This window comes from Bradyrhizobium sp. BRP56 (assembly GCF_020194035.1).
GTDB lineage: Bacteria > Pseudomonadota > Alphaproteobacteria > Rhizobiales > Xanthobacteraceae > Bradyrhizobium > Bradyrhizobium australafricanum.
Genome location: NZ_JADYVV010000024.1, coordinates 66,607 through 90,662, shown reverse-complemented (window position 1 = coordinate 90,662; position 24,056 = coordinate 66,607). Strand labels below are relative to the sequence as shown.

The following is a 24,056-nucleotide window of genomic DNA, read 5'->3' as shown; positions in this document are numbered from 1 at the left end:
GCTCCGCGCGGTAGCAGCTTGATGGGTTTCGCTTCGCTCTACCCATCCTACAAGATCGGCTAAAGCCGCTTGATCGCGAGGAGTTCGCTGCCGGCGGCCTTGATCCTGGCGATGGCAGCCTGCGTGTTCTCCACCACCGTTGCCATGTGATGCGCGTTGGCGTGCACGATCGTTGTCGCGTCGCGCACAATAGCCACGTGGCCCTTCCAGAACATCAGGTCGCCGCGCTGTAGCTGTTTGGATTCCGCGGTCGTCAATTCGCGGCCGAGGCCTTCCTGCTGCATGTCGCTGTCGCGCGGGCAGCCGGTGCCGGCGGCGGTCAGCGCGATCTGCACCAGGCCGGAGCAATCGATGCCGAGGCTCGATTTGCCGCCCCACAGATAGGGTGCGCCGACGAATTGCTCGGCGATCGCAACGAAATCACCTGCCATCGTGTCGAGCGGCGCGAGATGCCGGCGTGGCAGGTGCCAGCCCTCGCGAGTCACCGCGAACGCACCGTCCTCGCGGACGATGGCGACCTTTGTCCCCATCGCCAGTGCCTCGACCGGCGGCAGCTTGATCGACGGGCCCGGAAACGCCAGCGTGCGCAGCGCCGTGACCTTGTGCGTCGAGGCGGCGCCGGGCTTGGCCAGCGCGGCCTCGGGAATCCAGCCGACATAGCCGTCATCGGCGAGCTGGCCCCAGGCCCAGCCTTCGCCGTTGCGATCATACACCGTGACGCGCTCCCCCCGGAGCGCCTGCGTCATCTGTTCGGCATCGCTCGCCGGCGCCTGGCGCAGCGGCGCGATGGCCTCGCCGACCTCGAGCACTTCGCCTTCGACGAAACGCAACGCCTTGACCTTGCCCTCGAGATATTTCGCCGCGAGGTCGTCGCGGGCCGGCGTCAGACGGGGGTCATGCATAGCGTTGGCTTAGCAATTTGTAGATCGCGCGCGCCGCCTGGCACTCGCCGCCCTCGGGACGGCCGGGCTTTGCCGATGGCGTCCAGCCGTAGATGTCGACGTGCAGCCAGCTCCTCGCGTGCTCGACGAAGCGCTGCAGGAACAGCGCGCAGGTGATCGAGCCCGCGAAACCGCCTGACGGTGCATTGGTGATGTCGGCGGTCTTGGAGTCGAGCCAGGCGTCGTAGGCCGGCCACAGCGGCATCCGCCAGAGCGGGTCGTTCTCGCTCGTCGCACAAGATGCGACGTCGCCGGCAAGCGCCTCGTCATTGGTGTAGAACGGCGGCAGATCCGGGCCCAGCGCCACCCGCGCGGCGCCGGTCAGCGTGCCCAGATCGACCAAAAGATCGGGCGTCTCCTCGTCGGCGAGCGCCAGCGCGTCGGCGAGCACCAGCCGCCCTTCGGCGTCGGTGTTGCCGATCTCGACGGTGATGCCCTTGCGCGACTTGAAGATGTCGAGCGGGCGGAACGCGTTGCCGGCAACCGCGTTCTCGACCGCCGGGATCAGCACGCGCAGCCGCAGCTTGAGCTTCGCGTCCATCACCATCTGGGCCAGCGCCAGCACGTTGGCGGCGCCGCCCATGTCCTTCTTCATGATGAGCATGCCGCTCGAAGGCTTGAGATCGAGCCCGCCGGTGTCGAAGCAGACGCCCTTGCCGACCAGCGTCACCTTCGGATGGGCGGGGTCGCCCCAGCTCAGCTCGATCAGCCGCGGCGCGCGAGTCGATGCCATGCCGACGGCGTGGATCAGCGGAAAGTTCTGCGCGAGCTCGTCGCCGTCGATGCAATTGAAGGCCGCACCGAACCGCGTCGCGAGGTCGCGCGCCACCTCGGCGAGCTCGGCCGGTCCCATGTCGTTGGACGGCGTGTTGATGAGGTCGCGCGCCAGCGCCGCGGCATCCGCCATCCGGGTGATCTCCGCCGTGTCGACGCCGTCGGGCGGCACCAGGCGGACCTCGGGGACCTTGTTCGCGCGATAGCGGCCGAAGCGATAGCAGCCGAGCGCGAAGGCGAGTGCGGCAAGCCTGGTGTCGTGCGGTGCATTGGCGAAGCGGTAGACGCCCGGCGGCAGCAGGCCGGGCAGGGCGCCGGGCCGGAACGGATCGCACGCCTTGTGGTCGGCGTCCTCGAGACCGAACAGCACCTGCGCGATGCCGCCGTCTGCCGCCGGCAGGACGAGCAATTTGCCGGGCTTGGCGGCAAAGCCATTGGCCGCCGCGAACTGGCGCGCCGGCGCCGGCAGCTCGCCCTGAATCGCATCCCATGTCGCCTTGGTGACGAAGGTGATCGGCGTGGCGGCGGTCGTGGGGGCGGTCTCGAACACGGATGGCATGCGGCTCTCGGCTGTTCTGGCGTCGTTGGTGGGCTACTACACGGCTTTCGCCGCGGATGGTAGCGCGCCAACGGTTCACGCGACGTGCAGGGCCGGAACCGGTGCGTCGGCTGCCGGCGCCGCCAGTTAACCAGACGTTAGGGTTAACAGTCTATTGCTGGCACGCTCGGCTGGAACCGTTCGCCCGATTTCGTGAGTCACAGTGCCATGTGTCGACAGTCCAATCTGACCCGGCATCTCGCTTCCGCAGCCTTTCTGGCGGTCCTGGCCGCCGGGCTTGGCGGTTGCCAGACCATGTCCGACGTGGCGGGATCGATCACGTCCCGGTCCGATCCCACGCCCGATGATCCGCGCCGCGCTGTAGAGGCCTATGGCGAGCGCTATCGCAAGAATCCCAAGGATGTCGCCGCCGCGGTCGGCTATGGCCAGGCCCTGCGCATGACCGGCCAGCGCTCGCAGGCCTGCGCCGTGCTCGAGCAGGCCACGATCGCCAACCCCGGCAACAAGGCGCTGCTCGCCGCCTATGGCCGCGCGCTGGCCGACAACGGCAATTCGCAGGCTGCATTCGACGTGCTGAGCCGCGCGCACAGCCCGGACAATCCGGACTGGCGGATCCTGTCGGTGCAGGGCACCACGCTCGACAAGATGAACCGGCACGAGGAGGCGCGGCGCTATTACGCCAGTGCGCTCAGGCTGGCTCCGGACGAGCCGTCGGTGCTGTCCAATCTCGGCCTGTCCTACATGCTGACCAAGGATTTGCCGAAAGCGGAAGAGACGCTGCGCCAGGCCTATGCCAGCGCTCGCGCCGACACCCGGATCCGGCAGAACCTTGCGCTGGTCGTCGGCCTGCAGGGCCGCTTCGCGGAGGCGGAAACGATCGTCAAGGCCGACCTGCCGTCGGATGAGGCCGCGGCCAACGTCGCCTATCTCCGCGACATGCTGAACCGCAAGGACGGCCCGCGGACCGCGTCGCGTGCGGCGCCGGTCGTCGCCAAGGACGACTAAACCAAACGCGGCAGCTCCACCTCCCCTTGAAAAGGGGAGGTCGCTTTGCTCGTGAGAGCAAAGCGGGTGGGGATCATCTCTCCACGAGGAGCGGTGTCTGCGGCTGACCCCCATCCCGGCCTTCCCCCTTTCAGGGGGAAGGAGAGAGGCAGCCGGCGCAGGCGAGGCAACTCAATGCATCGTGGCGATCTTGATGTAGGACGGCCCGAGGATCACGATGAACAGGCAGGGCAGGAAGAACAGGATCATCGGCACCGTCAGCTTCGGCGGCAGTGCTGCGGCCTTCTTCTCGGCCTCGTTCATCCGCATGTCGCGGTTCTCCTGCGCCATCACGCGCAAGCTCTGGCCGAGCGGCGTGCCGTAGCGTTCGGATTGCTGCAAGGCCATGCACACCGACTTCACGCCTTCGAGGCCGGTGCGGCGCGCCAGGTTCTCGTAGGCGGTCTTGCGATCCTGCAAATAGGACAGTTCCGCGGTCGTCAGCGCAAACTCCTCCGACAGCGCGACCGATTGGCCGGCGATCTCGTTGGCCACTTTCCGGAACGCGACCTCGACCGACATGCCCGACTCGATGCAGATCAGCAGCAGATCGAGCGAATCCGGGAAGGCGCGCTTGATCTGGAGCTGGCGCTTGGCGATCGCGTTCTTCAGGAACAGCATCGGCGCCTGCAGGCCGGCATAGGCCGCGCCGACGCAAATGCCGATCTTGAGCGTGAGCGACCAGTTCGCGCCGGCAATGAAGAACGTATAGATGATCGCGCCGAGCAGCATCACGATCGGCGTCACCGCGCGGGCGAACAGGAAGGTGACGTAGGGAGCGTGGCCGCGATAGCCCGCCATCACCAGCTTCTCGAGCGCCGCTTCCTGGGCCAGCCATTTGGTGAGGTTGAGATCGTCCACCACCCGGGAGACGACCTGCTTCGGCGACTGCCGCAGCGCCACCTTCTCGGTCTTGGAGAGACGTTCGCGCTCGCGCTGCCGCAGACGCTCGCGCTCGCTGGCGACCGCCTTCATGCGCTTGTTGAGATCGCCGCCGGCGAGCAGCGGCATCACCAGCGTGTAGACCGTCGCGCTTGCCGCGAAGAAGGCAAGCAGCATGGTCATGAACCTGACGTCGTGGAGCTTGGCGACCAGAAAATCAATCATGCTGCACCGTCAGAAATCGAAATTGATCATCTTCTTCATCACCAGCACGCCCATCGACATCCAGATCGCGCAGGCGACCAGCATGAGCTGGCCCATCGAATTCGTCCACAGCAGGGCGATGTAGTCCGGCGTCGTCAGGAACACGAGGATCATCACGATCGGCGGCAGTGAGCCGATGATGGCGGCGGAGGCCTTCGCTTCCATCGACATCGCCTGGATCTTCTCGGCCATCTTCTTGCGGTCGCGCAGTACCCTCGACAGGTTGCCGAGCGCTTCCGACAAATTGCCGCCGGACTTCTGCTGGATCGCGATCACGATGCCGAAGAAGTTGGCCTCCGGCAGCGGCATCCGCTCGTAGAGCCGGGAGCAGGCTTCGCCGAGCGGCATGCCGATCGCCTGGGTCTCGATGATGGCGAGAAATTCGCTGCGCAGCGGCTCCGGCGCGTCGTTGACGACCGCCTTGAGCGATTCGAACAGCGGCAGGCCGGCCTTGATGCCGCGCACGATGACGTCGACGGCGTCAGGCAGCGCCTTCAGGAAAGCCTTTTCCCGCCGCTTCTTCAGGAAGCCGAGCAGCCAGCGCGGCGCGCCGAGACCCATGGCAAAGCCGATGCCGGCCGCGCCGAGCATGCCGCCGCCGGCCAGGAACGCCGCGCCGAACCCGAACAGGCCGAGAGCGCCGGAGATCATCCAGAACTTCTGCTCCGACCACCCCAGTCCGGCCTGCGAGATCCGCACGCCGAGCGGAACCCTCTTGTCCTTCTGCCGCCGTGCCTCGAGCTCCTTCAACGATCCTTCGACCTGCTCGCGGCGGGAGCGCTGCGTGCGGTCGGCGTTTCGTGTCGTCGTGGGTTCGCTGCGCGCCACCGATGCGCGCCGCGACTCGGCCTTCTTCTCCCCCGAAAGGTAGGGATACAGGAAGACCCAGGCGATGCCGCCCACCGTCGTGGCGGCGAGGAAGGCGAGAGCCAGAGTTTGCATCTGCATCCTGCGTTCCCCTAGACCGGCGCCGGCGCGTCGGAGGCATCCAGCGCCGTCGCAAGCCGCTTCTCTTCATTGTAGTAGCGCGCACGTTCCCAGAAGCGCGGCCGGCCGATGCCGGTCGAGCGGTGCTTGCCGATGATCTTGCCGTTGGCGTCTTCCCCGACCACGTCGTAGAGGAAGATATCCTGGGTGATGATGGTATCGCCTTCCATGCCCATCACCTCGGTGATGTGCGTGATGCGGCGCGAACCGTCGCGCAGGCGCGCGGCCTGCACGATGATGTCGACCGAGGCGCAGATCATCTCGCGAATGGTGCGTGACGGAAGCGAGAAGCCGCCCATGGTGATCATGGATTCGCAGCGCGACAGTGCTTCGCGGGGATTGTTGGCGTGCAGCGTGCCCATCGAGCCGTCGTGGCCGGTATTCATGGCCTGCAACAGGTCGAACGCTTCGGGTCCGCGGACTTCGCCGACGATGATGCGCTCCGGGCGCATACGCAGGCAGTTGCGGACCAGTTCGCGCATCGTCACCTGGCCCTCGCCTTCGATGTTCGGCGGCCGGGTTTCCAGCCGCACCACATGCGGCTGCTGCAGCTGAAGCTCGGCGGCGTCTTCGCAGGTGATGATGCGTTCGTCGTGCTCGATATAGTTGGTCAGGCAGTTCAGCAGCGTGGTCTTGCCCGAGCCGGTGCCGCCGGAGATGATCACGTTGCAGCGGACGCGGCCGATGATCTGCAGGATGGTCGCCCCTTCGGGGGTGATCGCGCCGAACTTGACGAGCTGCTCCAGCGTCAGCTTGTCCTTCTTGAATTTGCGGATGGTGAGCGCGGGCCCGTCGATCGCCAGCGGCGGCACGATGGCGTTGACGCGCGAACCGTCGGCGAGGCGGGCGTCGCAGATCGGCGAGGATTCGTCGACGCGCCGGCCGACCTGGCTGACGATACGCTGGCAGATGTTGAGCAGCTGCTGGTTGTCGCGAAAGCGGATGCCGGTGCGCTGGATCTTGCCGGCGACTTCGATGAACACGGTGCCTGCGCCGTTGACCATGATGTCGGCGATGTCGTCGCGCGACAGCAGCGGCTCCAGCGGGCCGTAGCCGAGCACGTCGTTGCAGATGTCGTCGAGCAGCTCCTCCTGCTCGGCGATCGACATCACGATGTTCTTGATCGCGATGATCTCGTTGACGATGTCGCGGATTTCCTCGCGCGCCGATTCGCTGTCCAGCTTGGCGAGTTGGGCAAGGTCGATCGCCTCGATCAGGGCGCCGAAGATCGTCGCCTTGACCTGGTAGTAGTTGTCCGAGCGGCGGGCTTCGACGGCGGGGGCAGGCGGTGGCTTGCTAGGTGCCAGCGGCGGCGACGAGATCGCCGGTGCAGCGGACTCGCGCGACATCGCCGGCGCGCCGGCAGGTTCCGGCGCCTGAAACGCGGGCTTGGGTGCCCGCACGTCCCCATCGTTTCCGCTACGCTTACCAAACACGACGTCGTGACTCCACGCGGACCACTATTTGGACCGCAGCTTTTCGAGCAGGGGCGACAGGAAGGACCCCCTCGGCTTCTTGGTCTCGCCGCGGCCTGTCAGCCGCTGCGCCATCTGCAGAAACATCTCGACCGCGCGGTGATTGGCGGAAATCTCGGCGATCATCTGGCCGTTATTGGCGGCCGAACCGAAGATCTGCGGATCGAACGGGATGGCGGCGATCGGCTGGCTTTCGATCGCCTTGGCGAACTCACCGGCCGCGATCTCGGGACGCTTCGGCACGCCGACCTGGTTCAGGCAGTACAGCGGCGCGCGGTCGTTGGGCCGCGACGCCTTCAGCAGGTCGAACATGTTCTTGGCATTGCGCAGATTGGCGAGGTCGGGCGCCGCCACGATCAGGATGTCGTCGGCCGCGATCAACGCGCGCTTGGTCCAGCCGGACCATTGATGCGGCACGTCGAGCACGATGCAGGGCATCGTGGTCCGCAGCGTATCGAAGATCGCATCGAACGCCTCGGCGCCGAAATCGTAGACCTTGTCGAGCGTGGCCGGCGCCGCCAGCAGGCTCAGATGGTCGGTGCATTTCGACAGCAGGCGGTCGACGAAGGCGGTATCGACGCGGTCCGGCGAGAACACGGCATCGGCGATGCCCTGCGCGGGATCCTGGTTGTAGTTGAGGCCGGCGGTGCCGAAGGCGAGGTCGAGGTCGGCGACCACGGAATCAAGCGCCAGATCGCGGGCAATCGCCCAGGCGACATTGTGGGCGATGGTCGAGGCGCCGACGCCGCCCTTGGCACCGACGACGGCGACGATGCGGCCGACCGCCTTGGCTTCCGGCGCCGAGAACAGGTTGCAGACCGCGCGCACCACGTCGATCGCATGGGCCGGCGCGATCACGTAGTCGCTGACGCCGCGGCGCACCAGCTCGCGATACAGCGTCACGTCGTTGACGCGGCCGATCACGACCACGCGGGTGCCGGCGTCGCACACCGTTGCGAGCTGATCGAGGCCGGCCAGGATGTCGCCGCGGCCCTCGGTCTCGAGGATGATGACATTGGGCGTCGGCGCCGAGCGATAGGCCTCGATGGCAGCCGCCATGCCGCCCATCTGGATCTTGAGGTGAGCCTTGGCCAGCCGGCGATCCTCGCCGGCCGACTGGACGGCGGCAGCGGTCTCGACCGTTTCGCAGAACGCCTGGACCGAAACCCGTGGCGCCGGAGCAATATGGTCGTCCACGGCCTGCGGCGGGGCGTCCGTCTGCTCTTCGGAGTTTTGCTGCGCGTAGGTGATCATTTTCCTGTGTCGCTTAGCTTGGCCCTGTCGGACTCGGGATAACTCGTGGCGGTGGTGGTGCCCTTGCGATACTTGTCGAAGGCGATGTTACGACGCGACGTATAGGCAGGGGTCTCCGCGCGCGGCTGCACGAGGTCGGTCGGGTCTTCGACCATGGCTGCGAGGTTGCGCTGATTGGCGCAGCCGAAATTGTAGTACTGCTTGTTCTCGATGTAGGACCCGTTGTGGATCGACGGGCCGAGATCTTCCGGCCAGAGGCCGCACGGCCCGGCGACCGCTTTCATCTTTGGATAGTTCACGCGGATCGCGGGCATCTGGCGCGGATCCTCGGGATGGTATTTGCGAACGAGGATCCCGCGCGGCGGCACGCCGGCGGCGGCGAACGTGGCCTGGATCTCGCGCAGCGATTCCTGGGCGGTCCGTGCGTTCGGCGTGTCGGCGGGAACGTCGATGGTGACGGCGCCGGTCCCCTCGCGCATCCAGTCCTGCGCCATCCCCATCACCTCGGCGCGCTGCTCGGCGGTCAGGCCGCCGCGGCTGCGGCCGACGAAGACCACGATCGAGCGATCAGCCTCGGTGACCGCGATCGGGTGACGCTGGCGATAGTCGGCCGGCGCGTTCACCATCGCGAAACTGTTGTCGGCGGCGTGCTGGCAGGCGCCGAGCGTCATCGCGAGGCTGACGAGCGCTCCGGCGATAGCGATGCCGCGCTGGTAACCGGCGGATGTCCTGGATGTGGTCTGTGTCATCGTCCGCCTCAGTCCGTAATGAAGCCGTAGGTGCCGCGGTAATTCCGCGCCGGCTCGGTGCGGCCGGGCACGCCGTAGACGCGATTGATGCTGCCGAGCAGGTCGGCCTGCGGATCGGACGCGTTGGCGAAGCCGTCATCCGGACGCGACAGGTCCTTCTGCGCCACCGCGCGAACGACATAGGGCGTCACCAGCACCATCATCTCGGTCTGGTTGTTGACGAAGTCCCGGCTGCGGAACAGCGTTCCGAGCACCGGCAGCGACGCCAGTCCGGGAAGGCCATTGATTGCCTGCTTGGTCTGGTCCTGGATCAGGCCGGCCATCGCCATCGAGCCGCCCGAGGGAATTTCCAGCGTGGTCTCGGCGCGCCGGGTCTTGATCGAGGGGATCGTTGTTCCGCCGGCGCCGCCGGTCAGCGAGTTCTCGGTCGAGACTTCCGACACTTCCGTCATCACGCGCAGGCTGATCCGTCCCTCGGTCAGCACCACGGGCGTGAAGTTGAGCGAAATGCCGAATTTCTTGAAGCTGACGGTCTGAACGCAATTCCCGATCGCGCCTCCCGTCGTCGTCTGACAGGTCACGCCGGTCGGAATTGGAAATTCGCCGCCCGAGATGAAGGTCGCCGATTCGCCGGAGATCGCGGTCAGGTTCGGCTCGGCGAGTGTCCGCACCACGCCTGCGCTTTCCATGGCGCGGAGCGTCGCCGACACCGATGGGGCCGCGCCGAACGAAGTGGTGAGGGCGTTGCCGGGCACCAGCGGTGCGTTGTTCGCCGTGAACGGGTTGTTGTTGGTGAACTTCACCACGGTGGTGCCGTAGTTGAGGTTCGCGGTGAGGTCGATGCCGAGCTGCTTGATCAGGCTGCGCGAGACTTCGGCGACCGTCACCTTCAGCATCACCTGGTCGCGGCCGCGAATCGTGATGGAGTTCACGACCTTGTCGGCGCTGCCGACCAGCCGCGTGGCGATCTCGCCGGCCTGCTGCGCTTCGATCGGGCTCGCCGCGCTTCCGGTCAGCATGACGCCTTCGCCGACACCCTCGATCTGGATATCGGCATTCGGCAGGGCTGCGCGCAGGGCCGCGCGCACGCCGTTGAGGTCGCGCTTGACCGCGATGTCATAGGCCGCGATCTGCTGGCCGGCGGCGTCGAAGAACACGATGTTGGTCTGGCCGACCGTCGCGCCGATGATGTAGGCGCGCTGCGCCGAGCGGACCACGGCATTGGCGATCTTGGGATCGGCGACCAGCACATCCTTGATGTCCCTCGGCAGATCGATCACCACCGATTTGCCGACGCCGAGTGAGAGGAAGCGGGCATTCATCTGGCCGTCGGCCGCGGCGGGCGCGGCGCGGTAGTCGCCCGCCACCACCGGCGTCAGAGCCGGGTTGAGCGTGAGCGCCGCGACGGCCGAGAACGACAATGCGCGGACCATGAAGGCCCGCATCGTCCGTTGAGTTGCCCCGCCCTTCATCACCTGTGTCCTCATGGTCACTTCTGCATCGTTGCCTGGTTGGCAACGCCAAAGCGGATGACGTTGATCGTCTCACCGCGTCTCTGGTGGTTGTCTTCGGTCCTGACGTCGGTCCCGTTGTTGTCGGCGATGCTGCGCAGCGCCAGCGACAGGACGCCGCTCTGGCGCGCGCGCGCCAGCGTCTCGGTCTGGTCAGGCTTCAGCTCCAGCGTCACCGTCTTGCCGATCAGTGCGTTGGTGCCGTCCTTCTCCTTCGGCGCCTGGTCGATCGCAAGGACGCGGATATTGGTCAGGATGACCTCGGAATTGACGATGTCGGCGCCGTTGCGGTCGGGATTCTTGTCCCGCTTCGACAGCAGGACGTCGACCCGGTCGTTCGGCAGGATGAAGCCGCCGGCACCGGTCTCGGGAGAGATTTCAGTCGATACCGCCCGCATGCCGGTCGGCAGGATCGCGGCCATGAAGCCGCTTCCGTCGGCCTTGACGAGCTTCTGCTCGCGGATCGGCTCGCCCTGGATGAACGGGGCGCGCGCGATCGAGCCGGTGACGTCCTTGATGGCGTCGGCGTGGCTGTCCTTGCGCATGAAGCTGGCGCTGGCGGTCGCCGCCGGCCAGGTCTGCCACTGCAGATCTTCGGCCTTCACTGCCTGGCCGAGGCCGATGTCGGAGCGCGCGACCAGGATGTCGACGGTCGGCAGCTGCGCAACTGGCGGAGGAGCCGCCGGCTTGTCGTCGCTTCCGCTCGCCAAATAAAGCGCCGCAAGGCCGGCGCAGCCTGCAATTGCCAGGACCAGAATGCGGGCCTTATCCATTACGCTTCACTTTCCACATGACGCCGCGACGCTGCCGCCGCCGTGATGGGAGTTGACCAGCTATTCGTCAAAGCATGGTTAATGAGGCGTATCTAAATCGCCTTAACGGGCGGTTACCGCTGCTTTCTCAGCGCATGGCGAAGTGCGCGAGATCGATCGTCTTGATCCAGTCCGTCTCGGGATAGATCAGGAGGGCGCCGAGGGCTAGTGCGATGCCGTAGGGAATTCCGGTCTGCTTGTCGTGCAGGCGGCTGAGCCAGGCCTGGGACGCGAGCGGGTAGGGCAATGGCCATTGCCGCAGCTGCAGCAAGAGCACGGTCAGCGCACCGCCGAACAGCGAGGCAAAGACCAGATAGGGCAGCAGGTGCTCGAACCCGAACCACAGGCTGGCGGCGGCCGCGACCTTGGCGTCTCCGCCGCCGACCCAGCCCATCGCGAACATGCCGAACGCCACCACCAGAACCAGCGCGCCTGCGCCGGCATGGGTGAGCATCTCGTGGACGCCCATCCCGGTCAGCGGCGCCAGGACAAAGAAGCCCGCCACCAGTGCCAGCGAAATCCGGTTCGGGATCGTCATGGTCAGGAGATCGCTCGCCGCCGCAAAGGCCATCAGGGCCGGAAACAGCATCAAGCGTGCGATGTCGAGGATCATGAATTCATGCCGTCAAGCTGGAGCTGCGGTCGAGACCCGACGCTAGCGGCCAATGGTGAACAATCGGAAAAGGATTGCCGGCACCTTCCACAGAGGCTGCCGATCGGCCCCCGACAAATAGCAAAGGTCCCGGGATTGCCGGGACCTTTGATGCGAATTCGTCGAAGCCGGCTTACTTCAGCGAGCCCGAGATCGAGTTGAAGGTACCCGAGAGCTTCGTGCCGACGCCGTTGACTGCAGCGATGATCGCGATGGCGATACCGGTGGCGATCAGGCCGTACTCGATGGCGGTCGCGCCCGATTCGTCCTTCACGAAGCGCGAAACGAGGTTCTTCATAAAATCACTCCTGTGTACACGTGGCTGGTCGAACTAGATTTGGTCTCGCCGGCGTTCTCAGCACCGTGACCATTGCGGCACCCTAGTGTTGGACGATTTCGGCGCAGTTAATTTGATCGCATAAACTCTGCGGGAACCCGCTGATGTTGCGCACAGTAAATTTGGCATTAAGCCGATCGCTAGGATTGCAGATTGTTGCTGAGACCCGGCGTCCGGCGCCTATTCACGGCTCCTTAAGCGCACATCTATACCCATGGGGCTTCCGTAGTATGAGGCTGCCATGTCCACCCTTCCGATCGAAGTCATCGAGATGCTCGGCCAGACGATGATGAGGGTGGTGCCGATCACGATCGGCCTCGCGCTGTTCTTCACGGTGCTGACCCACTTCTGGGCCTGCAATCCCGGCAAGCCGTGGTGGCAGAAGCGCGAGCTGGTCACGGACATCTGCTACTGGTTCTTCGTGCCGGTATTCGCCCGCGTGCTGCGCATCGGGCTGCTGGTGGTGGGCGCGGCCGCGGTGTTCGATGTGCACGGTGCCGACGAGCTGATCTCGTTCTACGAGAACGGACACGGCCCGCTGGCGCAGCTGCCGCTCTGGCTGCAATCGATTATTTTCCTGGTCGCCTCCGACTTCATGCTGTACTGGCTGCACCGGATGTTTCACGGCGGCGGCTTCTGGAAGTACCACGCCATTCATCATTCCTCCGAGGATCTCGAATGGATCTCGGCGGCGCGCTTCCATCCCGTCAATCTGCTGATCGGCACGATCTCGGTCGATGTGATCCTGCTGATGGCCGGCATCTCGCCGAACATCATGCTGTGGGTCGGTCCCTTCACCACCTTCCACTCCGCCTTCGTGCACGCCAACCTGAACTGGACGCTCGGCCCGTTCAAATATGTGATCGCCACGCCGGTGTTTCATCGCTGGCATCACACCGCGCTCGAGGAGGGGGGCGACACCAATTTCGCCGGCACGTTTCCGCTATGGGACATTCTGTTCGGGACATTCCGCATGCCCGAAGGCAAGCTTCCGGATGATTACGGCGTCGACGCCGAGCAGGGCGTGCCGGCCGAAATCGGCGGACAGCTGGCCTATCCGTTCCGTCATTGACCGGACTGCGCGCGCATGAGTGCTGAGACCGCAACCATCCCACAGGCGCGGGCCTCGGTGTTCGCCGAAGTCCCGGCCTGGTTCTGGATGGCGTGCGGCGTCTATGCGCTGCTGCTGGTCGTCGGCGACAGGCTGCTCGCCGATTCCGACACCTACTGGCAGATTGCCGTCGGCCGGTGGATCCTCGACCACCGCGCATTGCCGTCGGTCGATATCTATTCCTTCACCAAAGCGGGTGAGCCTTGGGTGTCGTCGTCGTGGCTGGCGCAGGTCCTGTTCGCGAAGGCCTACGACCTTGCCGGGTGGACCGGGCCCGCGGCGCTGGCCGCGGGCTGCGGCGCCGCCACCTTCGCACTGCTCACCGCGATCCTCAGCCGCGCGCTGCCGGCGATCTACGCCAGCCTGATCGCGCTGGCGGCGCTGGTGCTGACATGCGCGCATCTGCTGGCCCGTCCGCATGTGCTTGCGCTGCCGATCATGATGGTCTGGGCGAACGGCCTGATGGTCGCCAGCGAACGCCGCGAGGCCCCCTCGTTCTGGCTGCTGCCGCTGATCGCGCTCTGGGCCAATCTGCATGGCGGCTTTCTGTTTGGCCTGGTGCTGGCCGGCGCCTTCGCGCTCGATGCGCTGTGGAACGCCGCGCCGGCGCAAAGATTGCCGCTGGCGCTGCGCTGGGCCGCATTCGGCCTCGGCGCGCTGGCCGCGTGCTGCGTGACGCCCTATGGCTGGGGAACGATCCTCGCCTCGCTGAAGATTCTCAGCCTCGGTGAACTGCTGCATCTCATCACGGAGTGGATGCCGGCGAGTTTCAGCCACGTCGATGCGTTCGAGCTGGCCATTCTCGGCCTGATCGGCGGGGCGCTCTATTGCGGGGTGAAGCTGCCCCTGCCGCGGATCGCCCTGGCGCTGGGCCTGCTGCACATGGCGCTATCCCATGTCAGGAATCTCGAGCTCTTCGCCCTGCTGTTGCCGCTGGCTGTGCTGACGCCGGTGGCAACCCAGTTCGGCCTGCGTGCCGCAAGCGTGGTCCGGTTGAAGGCCACGCCGGCCGTGATGCTGATCGCCGTGCTCTGCGCCGCGACCTGGTTCATCGCGGCGCGTCGGGACATGTCGCCGCCGACGATCCATTCGCCCGCTGCCGCCGTCGACGCGCTGAAGGCGCACAACGTGCAGCGCGTGCTCAATGATCTGCAGTTCGGCGGCTATCTGATCTGGCGCCAGGTGCCGGTGTTCATCGACGGCCGTGCCGAGCTTTACGGCGAGAAATTCGAGATGGCGTATTACCGTGCGCTCCAGCTCAAGGACGTCAACGGCTTCCTCGACCTGCTCAAGACCTACAGAATCGATGCGGTGATGCTCGATCCGGCAACGCCCGCCTCCAAGTTTCTCGATCACATCGATGGATGGCAGCGCCTCTACGCCGACGATCGCGTGGTGGTGCATGTGCGTGGTGCCGGCTAGGCGGCGGTCCCCGCGGGGGCGTTTTTCCGCGGGATCACCGGGCCGTTGGTCGATCCGTTCCAGAAGTCGTGACATCCGCGCAATTCAGCGGTCGATTTTTGCTCTTCTTAAATGAATTGCCGTCAGATTTGCCTGCGTCGGGCGCCGGTCCGCTGCGTATCGCTTTTGCCGGCTTGTTAACGTCCCGGGGTAAGGTATGTCGTTTCAATTCCAGCGTATTGGCGCCGTCGCGCGCATTGGATTCATCTCGCTGGCCGCAGCCGTTCTGCTGTGGCCCGCATTCGCAACGGCCGCGCCGGATCCGGACCGGATTGCGGTCAATGTCGATCAGGCCAAGCTCGTCAAGCTGCCCGGCGGCATCTCCACCATCGTGGTCGGCAACCCGCTGATCGCCGACGTCACCCTGCAGAATGGCGGCGTTGTCGTCGTGACCGGCAAGGGCTACGGCGCGACCAACTTCATCGCACTCGACCGCACCGGCCAGGTGCTGGTGGATCGCCAGATCCAGGTCGAAGGTCCGACCGACCAGCTTGTCACCGTCTATCGCGGCGTCGATCGCGAGACCTACAGCTGCATGCCGGTCTGCCAGCGCCGCATCACCCTCGGCGACGGCGAGACCTACTTCAAGTCGACCATGGACCAGGCCGGCTCGCTCAACAGCCAGGCCTCCGGCTCGGGCGCGGCCGCGAAGCCGCAGAACTAGCGCGTGTCCGCGCCGGCGCTTCGCACGCCGGGGCAGCCGCCGGCCGCAGGCGGTTCATCCGACATGGTTAAGAAAAGCCTGACGGATCGGGTCGCCCTGTCTCGATCCGGCGAAATACTTCGACAATGAGTCTTGGGTAGTTGTTGCCGCTATGTTGATCCGGGGTCGTTGATGCCGCTGCCCGCTCATTCCTTCACGCGCCTCCTCCATCGCTTTCGCAGAAACCGCCGTGGCGCGACCGCGGTCGAATTCGCGATGGTCGCGCCGCTGTTTTTCGGACTGCTGTTTGCGATCATCGAAGTGGCGATGATCTTCTTTGCGAGCCAGGTGCTGGAGACGGTGACGCAGGATTCGGCGCGCATGATCATGACCGGTCAGGCGCAGGGCGCCAGCTATACCCAGCAGCAGTTCAAGGACTTCGTCTGCGGCCAGGTCAACCCGCTGTTCGATTGCGCCAACGGCATATCGGTCGACGTGCGCAGCTACCCCGCGGCAACGGGCTTCAGCAGCGTCAACATCGCGCCTCCAATCGATTCCAACAACGCATTCATTCCGGCCATGAAATGGTGTCCCGGCAAGGACGGCGACGTCGTGGTGGTCCGGCTGTTCTATCAGTGGCCGTTGTTCGTCACCAAGCTTGGCTTCAATGTCGCCAACCTCGCCAACGGCAAGCGGCTGCTGACCGCGACCGCGACATTCAAGAACGAGCCATCCGGGACCGCCGGGGCGACATGCTCATGAGCAACGTCATGAAAACCCAGGCCGCGGCCTTGCTGCGCTCCGTCGCGGCCCTCTGCAATGACCGCCGGGGCCTTGCTGCCGTCGAGTTCGCTTTCGTCCTGCCGCTGATGCTGGTGCTGTTCTTCGGCACCGTCGAGTTTTCATCCGGTGTCGCGGTCGACCGCAAGGTCACGCTTATGGCGCGCGCCGCGTCGGACCTGACCTCGCAGTCGACGCAGGTGGTGGATGCCGACCTGCAGAACTTCTTCAGTGCCAGCGTCGGCATCATGACGCCGTACGATCCGACGCCGACCAAGGTCACCTTGTCGGAAATCTACGTCGATGCCTCGAAGGTCGCCCGGATCCAGTGGAGCAAGGCGGGGGTGATGGCGACGGGCGCCACCCAGGCCACATTGACGGCCTCAAGCCGCAGCCAGGGTGATGTCGTGACCAGCGTCGTTCCGGCGGCGCTGCTGGTTGCGGGCACATATCTGATCTTCAGCGAAGTCAGCTACAAATACGTTCCGACGGTCGGCTATGTGATGGCCAAGAGCGGCATCAATCTCACCGATGTCGCCTTCACAAGGCCGCGGCAGTCGGTTTGCGTGTTCTATGCCCCGACGTCCGCCACCATGCCGACGACCTGCTCGACCTATTAGAGCGTTTTCGAGCGAAGTGGATGCCGGTTCGCGTGGAGAAAACGCGTCAAAACAAGAATCTAGAGCCCCGTTCCGATTCCATCGGAACGGGAAAAGCTCTAGAGCTTTCGAACGACGCGGACGCCGGTTGGCAATCCAGACAAAAAGGGCCGCACCCGAAGGTGCGGCCCTTGATGCTTTAGCGACAATTTCCTGGAGCTTCGCGCTCCCGGGAAATCGGCTTATCCGGCGGCGCGCAGATTGTCGGCCGAGGATTTGCCGGAACGGCGGTCAGCCACGATCTCGTAGGAGATCTTCTGGCCTTCACGCAGAGTGCCAAGGCCGGCGCGCTCGACTGCACTGATGTGCACGAACACGTCGTTCCCGCCTTCATCCGGCTGGATGAAGCCGTAGCCCTTGGTCGCGTTAAACCACTTCACGGTTCCCATGCTCACGTGGGTAGTCCCTTCTCAGATATACAAGTTCAAGACCCGCTGATCGGCGGGGTGGTGAGATCGAATTTTTGGAAGGGTCGTCAGCGTCTGAACCGGCTGTACCGGTATTGGCTAATGTCGTCCGGCCGAAAATCGATGGGTAGGATATTATTCGATAGAAGGCTTCAAAACAATCCTGAAAACAATCCTGACGTGCGCGATTTTTTGGCCGGCGCAGCCGCCGGCCAATTGTGCGCAGGACATCAGGACGTCATGCCCGCAGCGGTTGCAATACCCCGCTTATCGGCGGCGGAACTGGCCGCCGCGCTGGGCTCCGCCCCGCGGCGGGCCGCCGGGCGCGCCGCTCGGACGTTCGTCCTTGTGCCGGAAGATCAGGCGCCCTTTTTCGAGATCGTAGGGCGACATTTCGATCGTAACGCGGTCGCCGGCCAGCGTCTTGATGCGGTTTTTCTTCATCTTGCCGGCGGTGTAGGCGACGATCTCGTGCCCGGCATCGAGTTGCACCCGGTAACGAGCGTCGGGGAGGATTTCGGTCACCAGTCCTTCGAACTGGATCAGCTCTTCCTTAGCCATATGTTTCTCCAGATCGAGCGACGGCTAGTGCTTCGGTCGGTTGTTGCGGTTGGATTGCGGATTCGGCCGGCTCTCGCGATGCAAGAAGGCGACGCCCTGAATGCCTTCGCTGTTGCCGGCCTGCGACGGACGCGGCGACTCGCCCCGGCTCGTCTGCGGCGCGCCATTATTACCACCTCGACGGCGGCGGCGGCGAGGGCCTTTTGCGCCCGGAGCGGCCTCATTCCCACGGACATTATGCGCACGGGGCGCAGAGCGGCCGCCCCGGTGCGGGTGGGTGGCCTGCGCCGGCGCGGCGGCCTCGCGGCCGCCCTGTGTGCGGCGGTCTTCCCGCGGCACGGTAATCCGGATCAGCCGCTCGATATCGCGCAGATAGCCCATCTCCTCGGCACCGGCGATCAGCGAGATCGCGACGCCGTCGGCGCCGGCGCGCGCCGTGCGGCCGATGCGGTGGACGTAGGTCTCCGGGATATTGGGCAGGTCGAAATTCACCACGTGGCTGACGCCGTCGACGTCGATGCCGCGGGCGGCGATATCGGTCGCCACCAGCGTGCGGATCTCGCCGGAACGGAACGCCGCCAGCGTGCGCTCGCGGTGGTTCTGCGACTTGTTGCCGTGGATCGCATTGGCCTCGATGCCGGCCTTGGCAAGGCTTTTCACCACCTTGTCGGCGCCGTGCTTGGTGCGGGTGAAGACCAGGGCGCGGTTGACCGGCTCCTGCTTCAGCAACTGGGCGAGAACCGTCGGCTTGGCCGCGAAATCGACCTGGATCGCGCGCTGGGCGATGCGATCCACCGTCGAGGCCACCGGCGTCACCGCCACGCGGGCCGGGTCGCGCAGCATTGCCTCGGCGAGCTCGGCGATGTCCTTGGGCATGGTGGCCGAGAAGAACAGCGTCTGGCGCCGGATCGGCAGCTTGGCGACGATTTTCCGGATGTCGTTGATGAACCCCATGTCGAGCATGCGGTCGGCTTCATCGAGCACCAGGAACTCGACCTGGTTGAGCTTCAGCCCGTTGCTCTGCACGAGATCGAGCAGGCGGCCGGGGGTGGCGACCAGCACCTCGACGCCCTGCATCAGGGAACGGACCTGGCGGCCCATCGGCACGCCGCCGATGGCGAGCGTCGAGGACAGCCGGATGTGGCGGCCATAGGTGTTGAAACTGTCGAGGATCTGCCCGGACAGTTCGCGGGTCGGCGAGAGCACCAGCACGCGGCAGCTCTTGGGCTGCGGGCGGACGCGGTTCTCGAGCAGCCGGTGCAGGATCGGCAGCGCGAAGGAGGCGGTCTTGCCGGTACCGGTCTGGGCGATGCCGACGACGTCGCGGCCGGCAAGGGCTAGCGGGATGGTCTGGGCCTGGATGGGGGTCGGCGTGAGATAATTTTCTTCTCGGAGCGCGCGGGCGATGGGATCGGCGAGGCCGAAATCCTGAAAGGAGGTCAAAAGGTGGTTCTTTCCATAAAAGCCGTCGTCGTCCCGGCCCATATCGGCCGGAAGCGCAGGAAGGCATTCGGGGACACCCGCGTGTCTGGGGCGTCAAGCTGGGTTAGCTGAAAGGCGAGCCAGAAGCCGCTTGGGGCAGCTTGAACACGCAGCTCGCGAAGGCACCGCGATGTCGCGGGCATGGCGAGGATATGGACCAGGAACTGGGCGGTTTCAAGATGAGATCGCCGTCTTTGGTGCCTGGAGTTCGCTGAACCATCGCGCAAACTGTCACAAATCGATGCCGTAAATTTAGCCAAGACGGCGATTTTGCCTACAAAATAATCTGATTGCTCTTTCGGCAGTCAAGTTGGCGGCTCAATGATTGAGCAGTCGGCTTCCGTATTTGCCCGGAACCGATGAAATTATCCAGCCGGTTCATCGGCTTACGGTGCCCGCGCACCGTGGCACAGTTCTTGCGATTCCATTAACCGCAGGCGGCCAAGCGGCCGTTCGCAGCGTTCCACGCCTGCGTCAGGGAGACGACATTTCATGCTTACTCAGCTTTCTCACAAAATAACGACGATGACCCGCCGCCGCGCGCTCGCGGCGACGGCCGGCCTGGTTTTGGGCCTGGCTGCGTCCTCGTCCCTCGCGCCCGCGCAAGCGGCCGACGACACCATCAAGGTTGGCATCCTTCACTCGCTGTCGGGCACCATGGCCATCAGCGAAACCACGCTGAAGGACACGATCCTTTTCCTGATCGACGAGCAGAACAAGAAGGGCGGCGTGCTCGGCAAGAAGCTCGAGCCCGTCGTGGTCGACCCCGCTTCGAACTGGCCGCTGTTCGCCGAAAAGGCCCGCGAGCTGATCACCAAGGACAAGGTCGCGGTCGTGTTCGGCTGCTGGACCTCGGTGTCGCGCAAATCCGTGCTCCCGGTGTTCAAGGAGCTGAACAACATCCTGTTCTACCCGGTACAGTATGAGGGCGAGGAGTCCGAGCGCAACGTGTTCTACACCGGCGCGGCGCCGAACCAGCAGGCGATCCCGGCGGTCGACTATCTGATGAAGGAAGAGAAGGTGAAGCGCTGGGTGCTGGCCGGCACCGACTACGTCTATCCGCGCACCACCAACAAGATCCTGGAAGCCTATCTGAAGTCGAAGGGCGTCGCCCAGGACGACATCATGATCAACTACACGCCGTTCGGTCACTCCGACTGGCAGACGATCGTGGCCGACATCAAGAAGTTCGGCTCGGCCGGCAAGAAGACCGCGGTGGTCTCGACCATCAACGGCGACGCCAACGTTCCGTTCTACAAGGAGCTCGGCAACCAGGGCATCAAGGCGACCGAGATCCCGGTGGTCGCGTTCTCGGTCGGCGAGGAAGAGCTCGCCGGCATCGACACCAAGCCGCTGCTCGGCCATCTCGCCGCCTGGAACTACTTCGAGTCGATCAAGACCCCGGCGAACGAGAAGTTCATCAAGGAGTGGCAGGCCTACACCAAGAACCCGAAGCGCGTGACCAACGATCCGATGGAAGCGCACTACATCGGCTTCAACATGTGGGTGAAGGCGGTCGAGAAGGTGAAGTCGACCGATCCGGACAAGGTGATCGATGCGCTTCCCGGCATCGAGGCGCCGAACCTGACCGGCGGCGTGTCGCAGATGCTGCCGAACCATCACATCACCAAGCCGGTGTTCATCGGCGAGATCAAGGGCAACGGCCAGTTCGACGTGGTCTGGAAGACCCCGGGCCTGGTGGCCGGCGACGCCTGGTCGAAGGAGCTCGAGGGCTCCAAGGACCTGATCGGCGATTGGGTCGGCAAGAAGTGCGGCAACTTCAACACCAAGACCAACAAGTGCGGCGGCCAGGGTTCCTGACAACAGGGCTCCTGAGCTGATCAACGACACAACACAACCATCCAAGAACCTGGAGAAGGCGGCACAGCTCGCCGCCTTCTCCTCACACTCCTGCCGGGGTACTGACGTGTTCGCCAATTGTATTGATCGTTTTCGTGCGCTGTTTCTCTCGATCCTGCTGCTGAGCTGCCTCACAGTGCCGGCGCTGGCCGGTCCGTTCGAGGATTCGGTCGCCAAATTCGCCAATGACGAGTTCTCCGACACCGAGGCTGCGATCGGTGAGGTCGCCGCGTCGGGCAATGCGCTGGCCTCGCCCATCATCAGCGCGCTGCAGGACGGCCGGCTCTCGGCCGATCCCGACAGCAAGAAGGTCTTCATCACGCGGACCGACGGCAAGATCGTCGACGCCGCCACGGGTGCTGCGGTCGACAAGCTGCCCGACAACGCCGCCGCCGTCCGCCTCAACAATCGCCTGCGCCGCACCGTGGAGGCCGCGCTCGGCGGCCTGACGCTGCTGTCGCCGGATCCGGCCAAGCGGCTCGCCGCCGCGCAGTCGGTGTTCAAGAGCCACGAGGAGAATGTGCTGCCGACGGTGGAGAGCGCGCTCGCCAAGGAGAGCGTCAAGCCGGTCAAGCAGGCCTTCGCCGAGGCGCGCGCCGCCATCATCCTGTTCAAGTCGGACGCATCCGACAGCGACAAGCTCGACGCCGTCGCCGTGGTCAAGGCGCGCGGCGATCAGGAGGCGCTGGCGCTGCTCACCGCCCTCGGCGCCGACCAGCCGCCGCTGGTCGCCAACGCCGCCGCGAGCGCGGTGTCCTCGATCCAGAGCAATCTGGCGATGTGGTCGATGGTGCAGAATGCGTGGTACGGCCTGTCACTCGGCTCGGTGCTGCTGCTCGCCGCGATCGGGCTTGCCATCACCTTCGGCGTGATGGGCGTCATCAACATGGCGCATGGCGAGATGGTGATGCTCGGGGCCTACACCACCTTCGTGGTGCAGGAGGTGATCCGCAGCCGCTATCCTGCGCTGTTCGACTACTCGCTGCTGATCGCGGTGCCGCTCGCCTTCCTGGTCGCCGGCTTGATCGGTGTCGTGATCGAGCGCACCATCATCCGCTTCCTCTACGGCCGTCCGCTGGAGACGCTGCTCGCGACCTGGGGCCTGTCGCTGGTGTTGCAGCAGGCGGTGCGCACCGCGTTCGGCCCGACCAACCGCGAGGTCGGCAACCCCTCCTGGATGAGCGGTGCCTTCGAGCTCGGCCAGATCACCATCACCTATAACCGGCTGTGGATCCTCTGCTTCACGCTCGCGGTGTTTGCCATCCTGCTGGCGATGCTGCGCTACACCGCGCTTGGCCTCGAGATGCGCGCGGTGACCCAGAACCGCCGCATGGCGGCCTCGATGGGGATCGCCACCTCGCGCGTCGATGCGCTGACCTTCGGTCTCGGCTCGGGGATCGCCGGCATTGCCGGCGTGGCGCTGTCGCAGATCGACAATGTCAGCCCGAATCTCGGCCAGAGCTATATCATCGACAGCTTCATGGTCGTGGTGTTCGGCGGCGTCGGCAATCTCTGGGGCACGCTGGTCGGCGCCTTCACGCTCGGCATCGCCAACAAGTTCCTCGAGCCTGTCGCAGGCGCGGTGCTCGGCAAGATCGCCATCCTGGTGCTGATCATCCTGTTCATCCAGAAGCGGCCGCGCGGCCTGTTCGCGCTCAAGGGTCGGGCGGTGGAAGCATGACGCCGCACATCCTCACCCGTTCGCTCGATCGCGCCGCGACCGCGTTCGTCCTGATCGTCGCCGCGATCGGCGTGCTGATCCCGCTTTCGAACCTGCTGCTGCCGCAGGGCTCGATGTTCCAGGTGCCGACCTATCTGGTCGCGCTGTGGGGCAAATATGTCTGCTACGCCATCCTCGCGCTCTCGATCGATCTGATCTGGGGCTATTGCGGCATCCTCTCGCTCGGCCACGGCGCGTTCTTCGCGCTGGGCGGCTACGCGATGGGCATGTACCTGATGCGCCAGATCGGCAGCCGCGGCGTCTACGGCAATCCGATCTTGCCCGACTTCATGGTGTTCCTGAACTGGAGCAAGCTGCCCTGGTACTGGTACGGCTTCGACAAGTTCTGGTTCGCGGCACTGATGGTGCTGCTGGTGCCGGGTCTGCTCGCCTTCTGCTTCGGCTGGCTCGCCTTCCGCTCGCGCGTCACCGGCGTGTATCTGTCGATCATCACGCAGGCGATGACCTATGCGCTGCTGCTGGCGTTCTTCCGCAACGATTTCGGCTTCGGCGGCAATAACGGGCTGACCGACTTCAAGGACATCATCGGCTTCAACGTGCAGGCCGAAGGCACCCGCGCCGCGCTGTTCCTGCTGAGCTGCCTTGCGCTGATCATCGCGTTCCTGATCTGCCGCGCGATCGTGACCTCGAAGCTCGGCAAGGTCCTGATCGCAGTGCGTGACGCCGAAAGCCGGACCCGCTTCCTTGGCTATCGTGTCGAATCCTACAAGCTGTTCGTGTTCACGCTGTCGGCGTGCATGGCCGGCGTCGCCGGTGCGCTGTACGTGCCGCAGGTCGGCATCATCAATCCCAGCGAGTTCGCGCCGGCGAATTCGATCGAAGCGGTGATCTGGGTCGCGGTCGGCGGCCGCGGCACGCTGATCGGTGCGGCGCTCGGAGCCGTCGTCGTCAACTACGCCAAGACGTTCTTCACCTCGGGGCCGCTCGCACCGTACTGGCTGTTCATGCTGGGCGCGCTGTTCATCCTGGTCACGCTGCTGTTGCCCAAGGGCATCGTCGGTACCTTCAACGCCTGGTGGGAGCCGCTGAAAGCGCGGCGCAACTCACCCGACGCCGAGAGTGCCGCGCGCGAAGACGGCATCGGCGCACCGAACCCGGCGGAGTAGGCAG

General features: G+C 65.1%; 23 protein-coding genes. 9 read left to right on the top strand and 14 right to left on the bottom strand.

Annotation, left to right across the window (positions count from 1 at the left end; all coding sequences use genetic code 11):
- Positions 1-59: 59 nt before the first annotated feature.
- Positions 60-902, bottom strand: a complete 843-nt coding sequence (locus tag I6F38_RS18660; RefSeq protein WP_225161346.1) for an NlpC/P60 family protein — start codon at positions 900-902, stop codon at positions 60-62.
- A complete protein-coding gene (locus tag I6F38_RS18655; protein ID WP_225161345.1) occupies positions 895-2,274 on the bottom strand; it encodes a leucyl aminopeptidase family protein in 1,380 nt (459 codons plus the stop codon). Before I6F38_RS18655 ends, I6F38_RS18660 begins: the two co-directional genes overlap by 8 nt.
- A gap of 207 nt (positions 2,275-2,481) precedes the next feature.
- Here I6F38_RS18655 and I6F38_RS18650 point away from each other — a divergent pair, with 207 nt between their 5' ends.
- Positions 2,482-3,279, top strand: coding sequence for a tetratricopeptide repeat protein (locus tag I6F38_RS18650; RefSeq protein ID WP_225161344.1), 798 nt, complete (start codon positions 2,482-2,484; stop codon positions 3,277-3,279).
- A 171-nt stretch (positions 3,280-3,450) separates the two neighbouring features.
- On the opposite strand, the gene I6F38_RS18645 is transcribed toward I6F38_RS18650, so the two are convergent.
- The 9 genes from I6F38_RS18645 to I6F38_RS18605 all read right to left on the bottom strand — a co-directional run bounded on the left by I6F38_RS18645 (position 3,451) and on the right by I6F38_RS18605 (position 12,202).
- Entirely contained in the window at positions 3,451-4,425 is a 975-nt protein-coding gene (locus I6F38_RS18645; protein WP_225161343.1) for a type II secretion system F family protein, read from the bottom strand.
- Between the two features lie 9 nt (positions 4,426-4,434).
- Positions 4,435-5,412 (bottom strand): type II secretion system F family protein, encoded by a 978-nt coding sequence (locus I6F38_RS18640; RefSeq protein ID WP_092086635.1) that lies wholly within the window; start codon positions 5,410-5,412, stop codon positions 4,435-4,437.
- 11 nt (positions 5,413-5,423) lie between these two features.
- Positions 5,424-6,887: a CpaF family protein gene (locus tag I6F38_RS18635; RefSeq protein ID WP_225161342.1), complete on the bottom strand. Its 1,464-nt coding sequence runs from the start codon at positions 6,885-6,887 to the stop codon at positions 5,424-5,426.
- 24 nt (positions 6,888-6,911) lie between these two features.
- On the bottom strand, positions 6,912-8,180 hold the full coding sequence (locus I6F38_RS18630) for an AAA family ATPase (RefSeq protein WP_018269598.1): 1,269 nt from the start codon (positions 8,178-8,180) through the stop codon (positions 6,912-6,914).
- Entirely contained in the window at positions 8,177-8,929 is a 753-nt protein-coding gene (locus tag I6F38_RS18625) for a CpaD family pilus assembly protein (protein WP_225161341.1), read from the bottom strand. The genes I6F38_RS18630 and I6F38_RS18625 overlap by 4 nt, the downstream gene beginning before the upstream one ends.
- 8 nt (positions 8,930-8,937) lie before the next feature.
- Complete coding sequence (locus tag I6F38_RS18620; protein ID WP_225161340.1) at positions 8,938-10,416, bottom strand: type II and III secretion system protein family protein; 1,479 nt, start codon at positions 10,414-10,416, stop codon at positions 8,938-8,940.
- A gap of 2 nt (positions 10,417-10,418) precedes the next feature.
- Entirely contained in the window at positions 10,419-11,213 is a 795-nt protein-coding gene (gene cpaB / locus I6F38_RS18615; protein ID WP_225161339.1) for a Flp pilus assembly protein CpaB, read from the bottom strand.
- Between the two features lie 127 nt (positions 11,214-11,340).
- Positions 11,341-11,865 carry a prepilin peptidase gene (locus tag I6F38_RS18610; RefSeq protein ID WP_225161338.1) on the bottom strand — a complete coding sequence of 175 codons (525 nt, stop codon included), beginning with the start codon at positions 11,863-11,865 and terminating at the stop codon, positions 11,341-11,343.
- Positions 11,866-12,037: 172 nt separating this feature from the next.
- Positions 12,038-12,202, bottom strand: coding sequence for a Flp family type IVb pilin (locus tag I6F38_RS18605; protein ID WP_016842642.1), 165 nt, complete (start codon positions 12,200-12,202; stop codon positions 12,038-12,040).
- Positions 12,203-12,482: 280 nt separating this feature from the next.
- Here I6F38_RS18605 and I6F38_RS18600 point away from each other — a divergent pair, with 280 nt between their 5' ends.
- From I6F38_RS18600 to I6F38_RS18580, 5 genes are all read left to right on the top strand, one after another.
- The gene (locus tag I6F38_RS18600) at positions 12,483-13,313 is read left to right on the top strand and encodes a sterol desaturase family protein (protein ID WP_026192176.1); all 831 of its coding nucleotides are present in this window, start codon (positions 12,483-12,485) and stop codon (positions 13,311-13,313) included.
- 15 nt (positions 13,314-13,328) lie between these two features.
- Positions 13,329-14,774 carry a hypothetical protein gene (locus I6F38_RS18595; RefSeq protein ID WP_225161337.1) on the top strand — a complete coding sequence of 482 codons (1,446 nt, stop codon included), beginning with the start codon at positions 13,329-13,331 and terminating at the stop codon, positions 14,772-14,774.
- Positions 14,775-14,970: 196 nt separating this feature from the next.
- Entirely contained in the window at positions 14,971-15,477 is a 507-nt protein-coding gene (locus I6F38_RS18590; RefSeq protein ID WP_057016118.1) for a pilus assembly protein N-terminal domain-containing protein, read from the top strand.
- Positions 15,478-15,648: 171 nt separating this feature from the next.
- On the top strand, positions 15,649-16,218 hold the full coding sequence (locus I6F38_RS18585; protein WP_225161336.1) for a TadE/TadG family type IV pilus assembly protein: 570 nt from the start codon (positions 15,649-15,651) through the stop codon (positions 16,216-16,218).
- On the top strand, positions 16,209-16,856 hold the full coding sequence (locus tag I6F38_RS18580) for a TadE/TadG family type IV pilus assembly protein (RefSeq protein ID WP_057016120.1): 648 nt from the start codon (positions 16,209-16,211) through the stop codon (positions 16,854-16,856). The genes I6F38_RS18585 and I6F38_RS18580 overlap by 10 nt, the downstream gene beginning before the upstream one ends.
- 221 nt (positions 16,857-17,077) lie before the next feature.
- Here I6F38_RS18580 and I6F38_RS18575 read toward each other — a convergent pair whose 3' ends face one another.
- The 3 genes from I6F38_RS18575 to I6F38_RS18565 all read right to left on the bottom strand — a co-directional run bounded on the left by I6F38_RS18575 (position 17,078) and on the right by I6F38_RS18565 (position 19,306).
- Positions 17,078-17,290: a cold-shock protein gene (locus I6F38_RS18575; RefSeq protein WP_016842648.1), complete on the bottom strand. Its 213-nt coding sequence runs from the start codon at positions 17,288-17,290 to the stop codon at positions 17,078-17,080.
- 279 nt (positions 17,291-17,569) lie between these two features.
- A complete protein-coding gene (gene infA / locus I6F38_RS18570) occupies positions 17,570-17,863 on the bottom strand; it encodes a translation initiation factor IF-1 (protein WP_016842649.1) in 294 nt (97 codons plus the stop codon).
- 24 nt (positions 17,864-17,887) lie between these two features.
- Positions 17,888-19,306, bottom strand: a complete 1,419-nt coding sequence (locus I6F38_RS18565; protein ID WP_225161335.1) for a DEAD/DEAH box helicase — start codon at positions 19,304-19,306, stop codon at positions 17,888-17,890.
- 531 nt (positions 19,307-19,837) lie between these two features.
- On the opposite strand from I6F38_RS18565, the gene urtA reads away from it, so the two are divergent.
- The 3 genes from urtA to urtC all read left to right on the top strand — a co-directional run bounded on the left by urtA (position 19,838) and on the right by urtC (position 24,052).
- A complete protein-coding gene (gene urtA / locus I6F38_RS18560) occupies positions 19,838-21,166 on the top strand; it encodes an urea ABC transporter substrate-binding protein (RefSeq protein WP_057016121.1) in 1,329 nt (442 codons plus the stop codon).
- A gap of 106 nt (positions 21,167-21,272) precedes the next feature.
- Positions 21,273-22,886: an urea ABC transporter permease subunit UrtB gene (urtB, locus tag I6F38_RS18555; RefSeq protein ID WP_225161334.1), complete on the top strand. Its 1,614-nt coding sequence runs from the start codon at positions 21,273-21,275 to the stop codon at positions 22,884-22,886.
- Positions 22,883-24,052 (top strand): urea ABC transporter permease subunit UrtC, encoded by a 1,170-nt coding sequence (gene urtC, locus I6F38_RS18550; RefSeq protein ID WP_168858008.1) that lies wholly within the window; start codon positions 22,883-22,885, stop codon positions 24,050-24,052. Before urtB ends, urtC begins: the two co-directional genes overlap by 4 nt.
- The last annotated feature ends 4 nt before the right edge of the window (positions 24,053-24,056 follow it).

What these genes read in the sequence shown, in the direction of transcription:
- I6F38_RS18620 (WP_225161340.1), bottom strand. Translation starts at nt 10,416, where the DNA reads ATGAGGACACAGGTGATGAAGGGCGGGGCAACTCAACGGACGATGCGG.
- infA (WP_016842649.1), bottom strand. Translation starts at nt 17,863, where the DNA reads ATGGCTAAGGAAGAGCTGATCCAGTTCGAAGGACTGGTGACCGAAATC.
- urtC (WP_168858008.1), top strand. Translation starts at nt 22,883, where the DNA reads ATGACGCCGCACATCCTCACCCGTTCGCTCGATCGCGCCGCGACCGCG.
- I6F38_RS18630 (WP_018269598.1), bottom strand. Translation starts at nt 8,180, where the DNA reads ATGATCACCTACGCGCAGCAAAACTCCGAAGAGCAGACGGACGCCCCG.
- urtA (WP_057016121.1), top strand. Translation starts at nt 19,838, where the DNA reads ATGCTTACTCAGCTTTCTCACAAAATAACGACGATGACCCGCCGCCGC.
- I6F38_RS18625 (WP_225161341.1), bottom strand. Translation starts at nt 8,929, where the DNA reads ATGACACAGACCACATCCAGGACATCCGCCGGTTACCAGCGCGGCATC.
- I6F38_RS18660 (WP_225161346.1), bottom strand. Translation starts at nt 902, where the DNA reads ATGCATGACCCCCGTCTGACGCCGGCCCGCGACGACCTCGCGGCGAAA.
- I6F38_RS18595 (WP_225161337.1), top strand. Translation starts at nt 13,329, where the DNA reads ATGAGTGCTGAGACCGCAACCATCCCACAGGCGCGGGCCTCGGTGTTC.
- I6F38_RS18610 (WP_225161338.1), bottom strand. Translation starts at nt 11,865, where the DNA reads ATGATCCTCGACATCGCACGCTTGATGCTGTTTCCGGCCCTGATGGCC.
- I6F38_RS18590 (WP_057016118.1), top strand. Translation starts at nt 14,971, where the DNA reads ATGTCGTTTCAATTCCAGCGTATTGGCGCCGTCGCGCGCATTGGATTC.
- I6F38_RS18645 (WP_225161343.1), bottom strand. Translation starts at nt 4,425, where the DNA reads ATGATTGATTTTCTGGTCGCCAAGCTCCACGACGTCAGGTTCATGACC.
- I6F38_RS18580 (WP_057016120.1), top strand. Translation starts at nt 16,209, where the DNA reads ATGCTCATGAGCAACGTCATGAAAACCCAGGCCGCGGCCTTGCTGCGC.
- I6F38_RS18640 (WP_092086635.1), bottom strand. Translation starts at nt 5,412, where the DNA reads ATGCAGATGCAAACTCTGGCTCTCGCCTTCCTCGCCGCCACGACGGTG.
- I6F38_RS18605 (WP_016842642.1), bottom strand. Translation starts at nt 12,202, where the DNA reads ATGAAGAACCTCGTTTCGCGCTTCGTGAAGGACGAATCGGGCGCGACC.
- I6F38_RS18650 (WP_225161344.1), top strand. Translation starts at nt 2,482, where the DNA reads ATGTGTCGACAGTCCAATCTGACCCGGCATCTCGCTTCCGCAGCCTTT.
- I6F38_RS18585 (WP_225161336.1), top strand. Translation starts at nt 15,649, where the DNA reads ATGCCGCTGCCCGCTCATTCCTTCACGCGCCTCCTCCATCGCTTTCGC.
- I6F38_RS18600 (WP_026192176.1), top strand. Translation starts at nt 12,483, where the DNA reads ATGTCCACCCTTCCGATCGAAGTCATCGAGATGCTCGGCCAGACGATG.
- cpaB (WP_225161339.1), bottom strand. Translation starts at nt 11,213, where the DNA reads ATGGATAAGGCCCGCATTCTGGTCCTGGCAATTGCAGGCTGCGCCGGC.
- I6F38_RS18655 (WP_225161345.1), bottom strand. Translation starts at nt 2,274, where the DNA reads ATGCCATCCGTGTTCGAGACCGCCCCCACGACCGCCGCCACGCCGATC.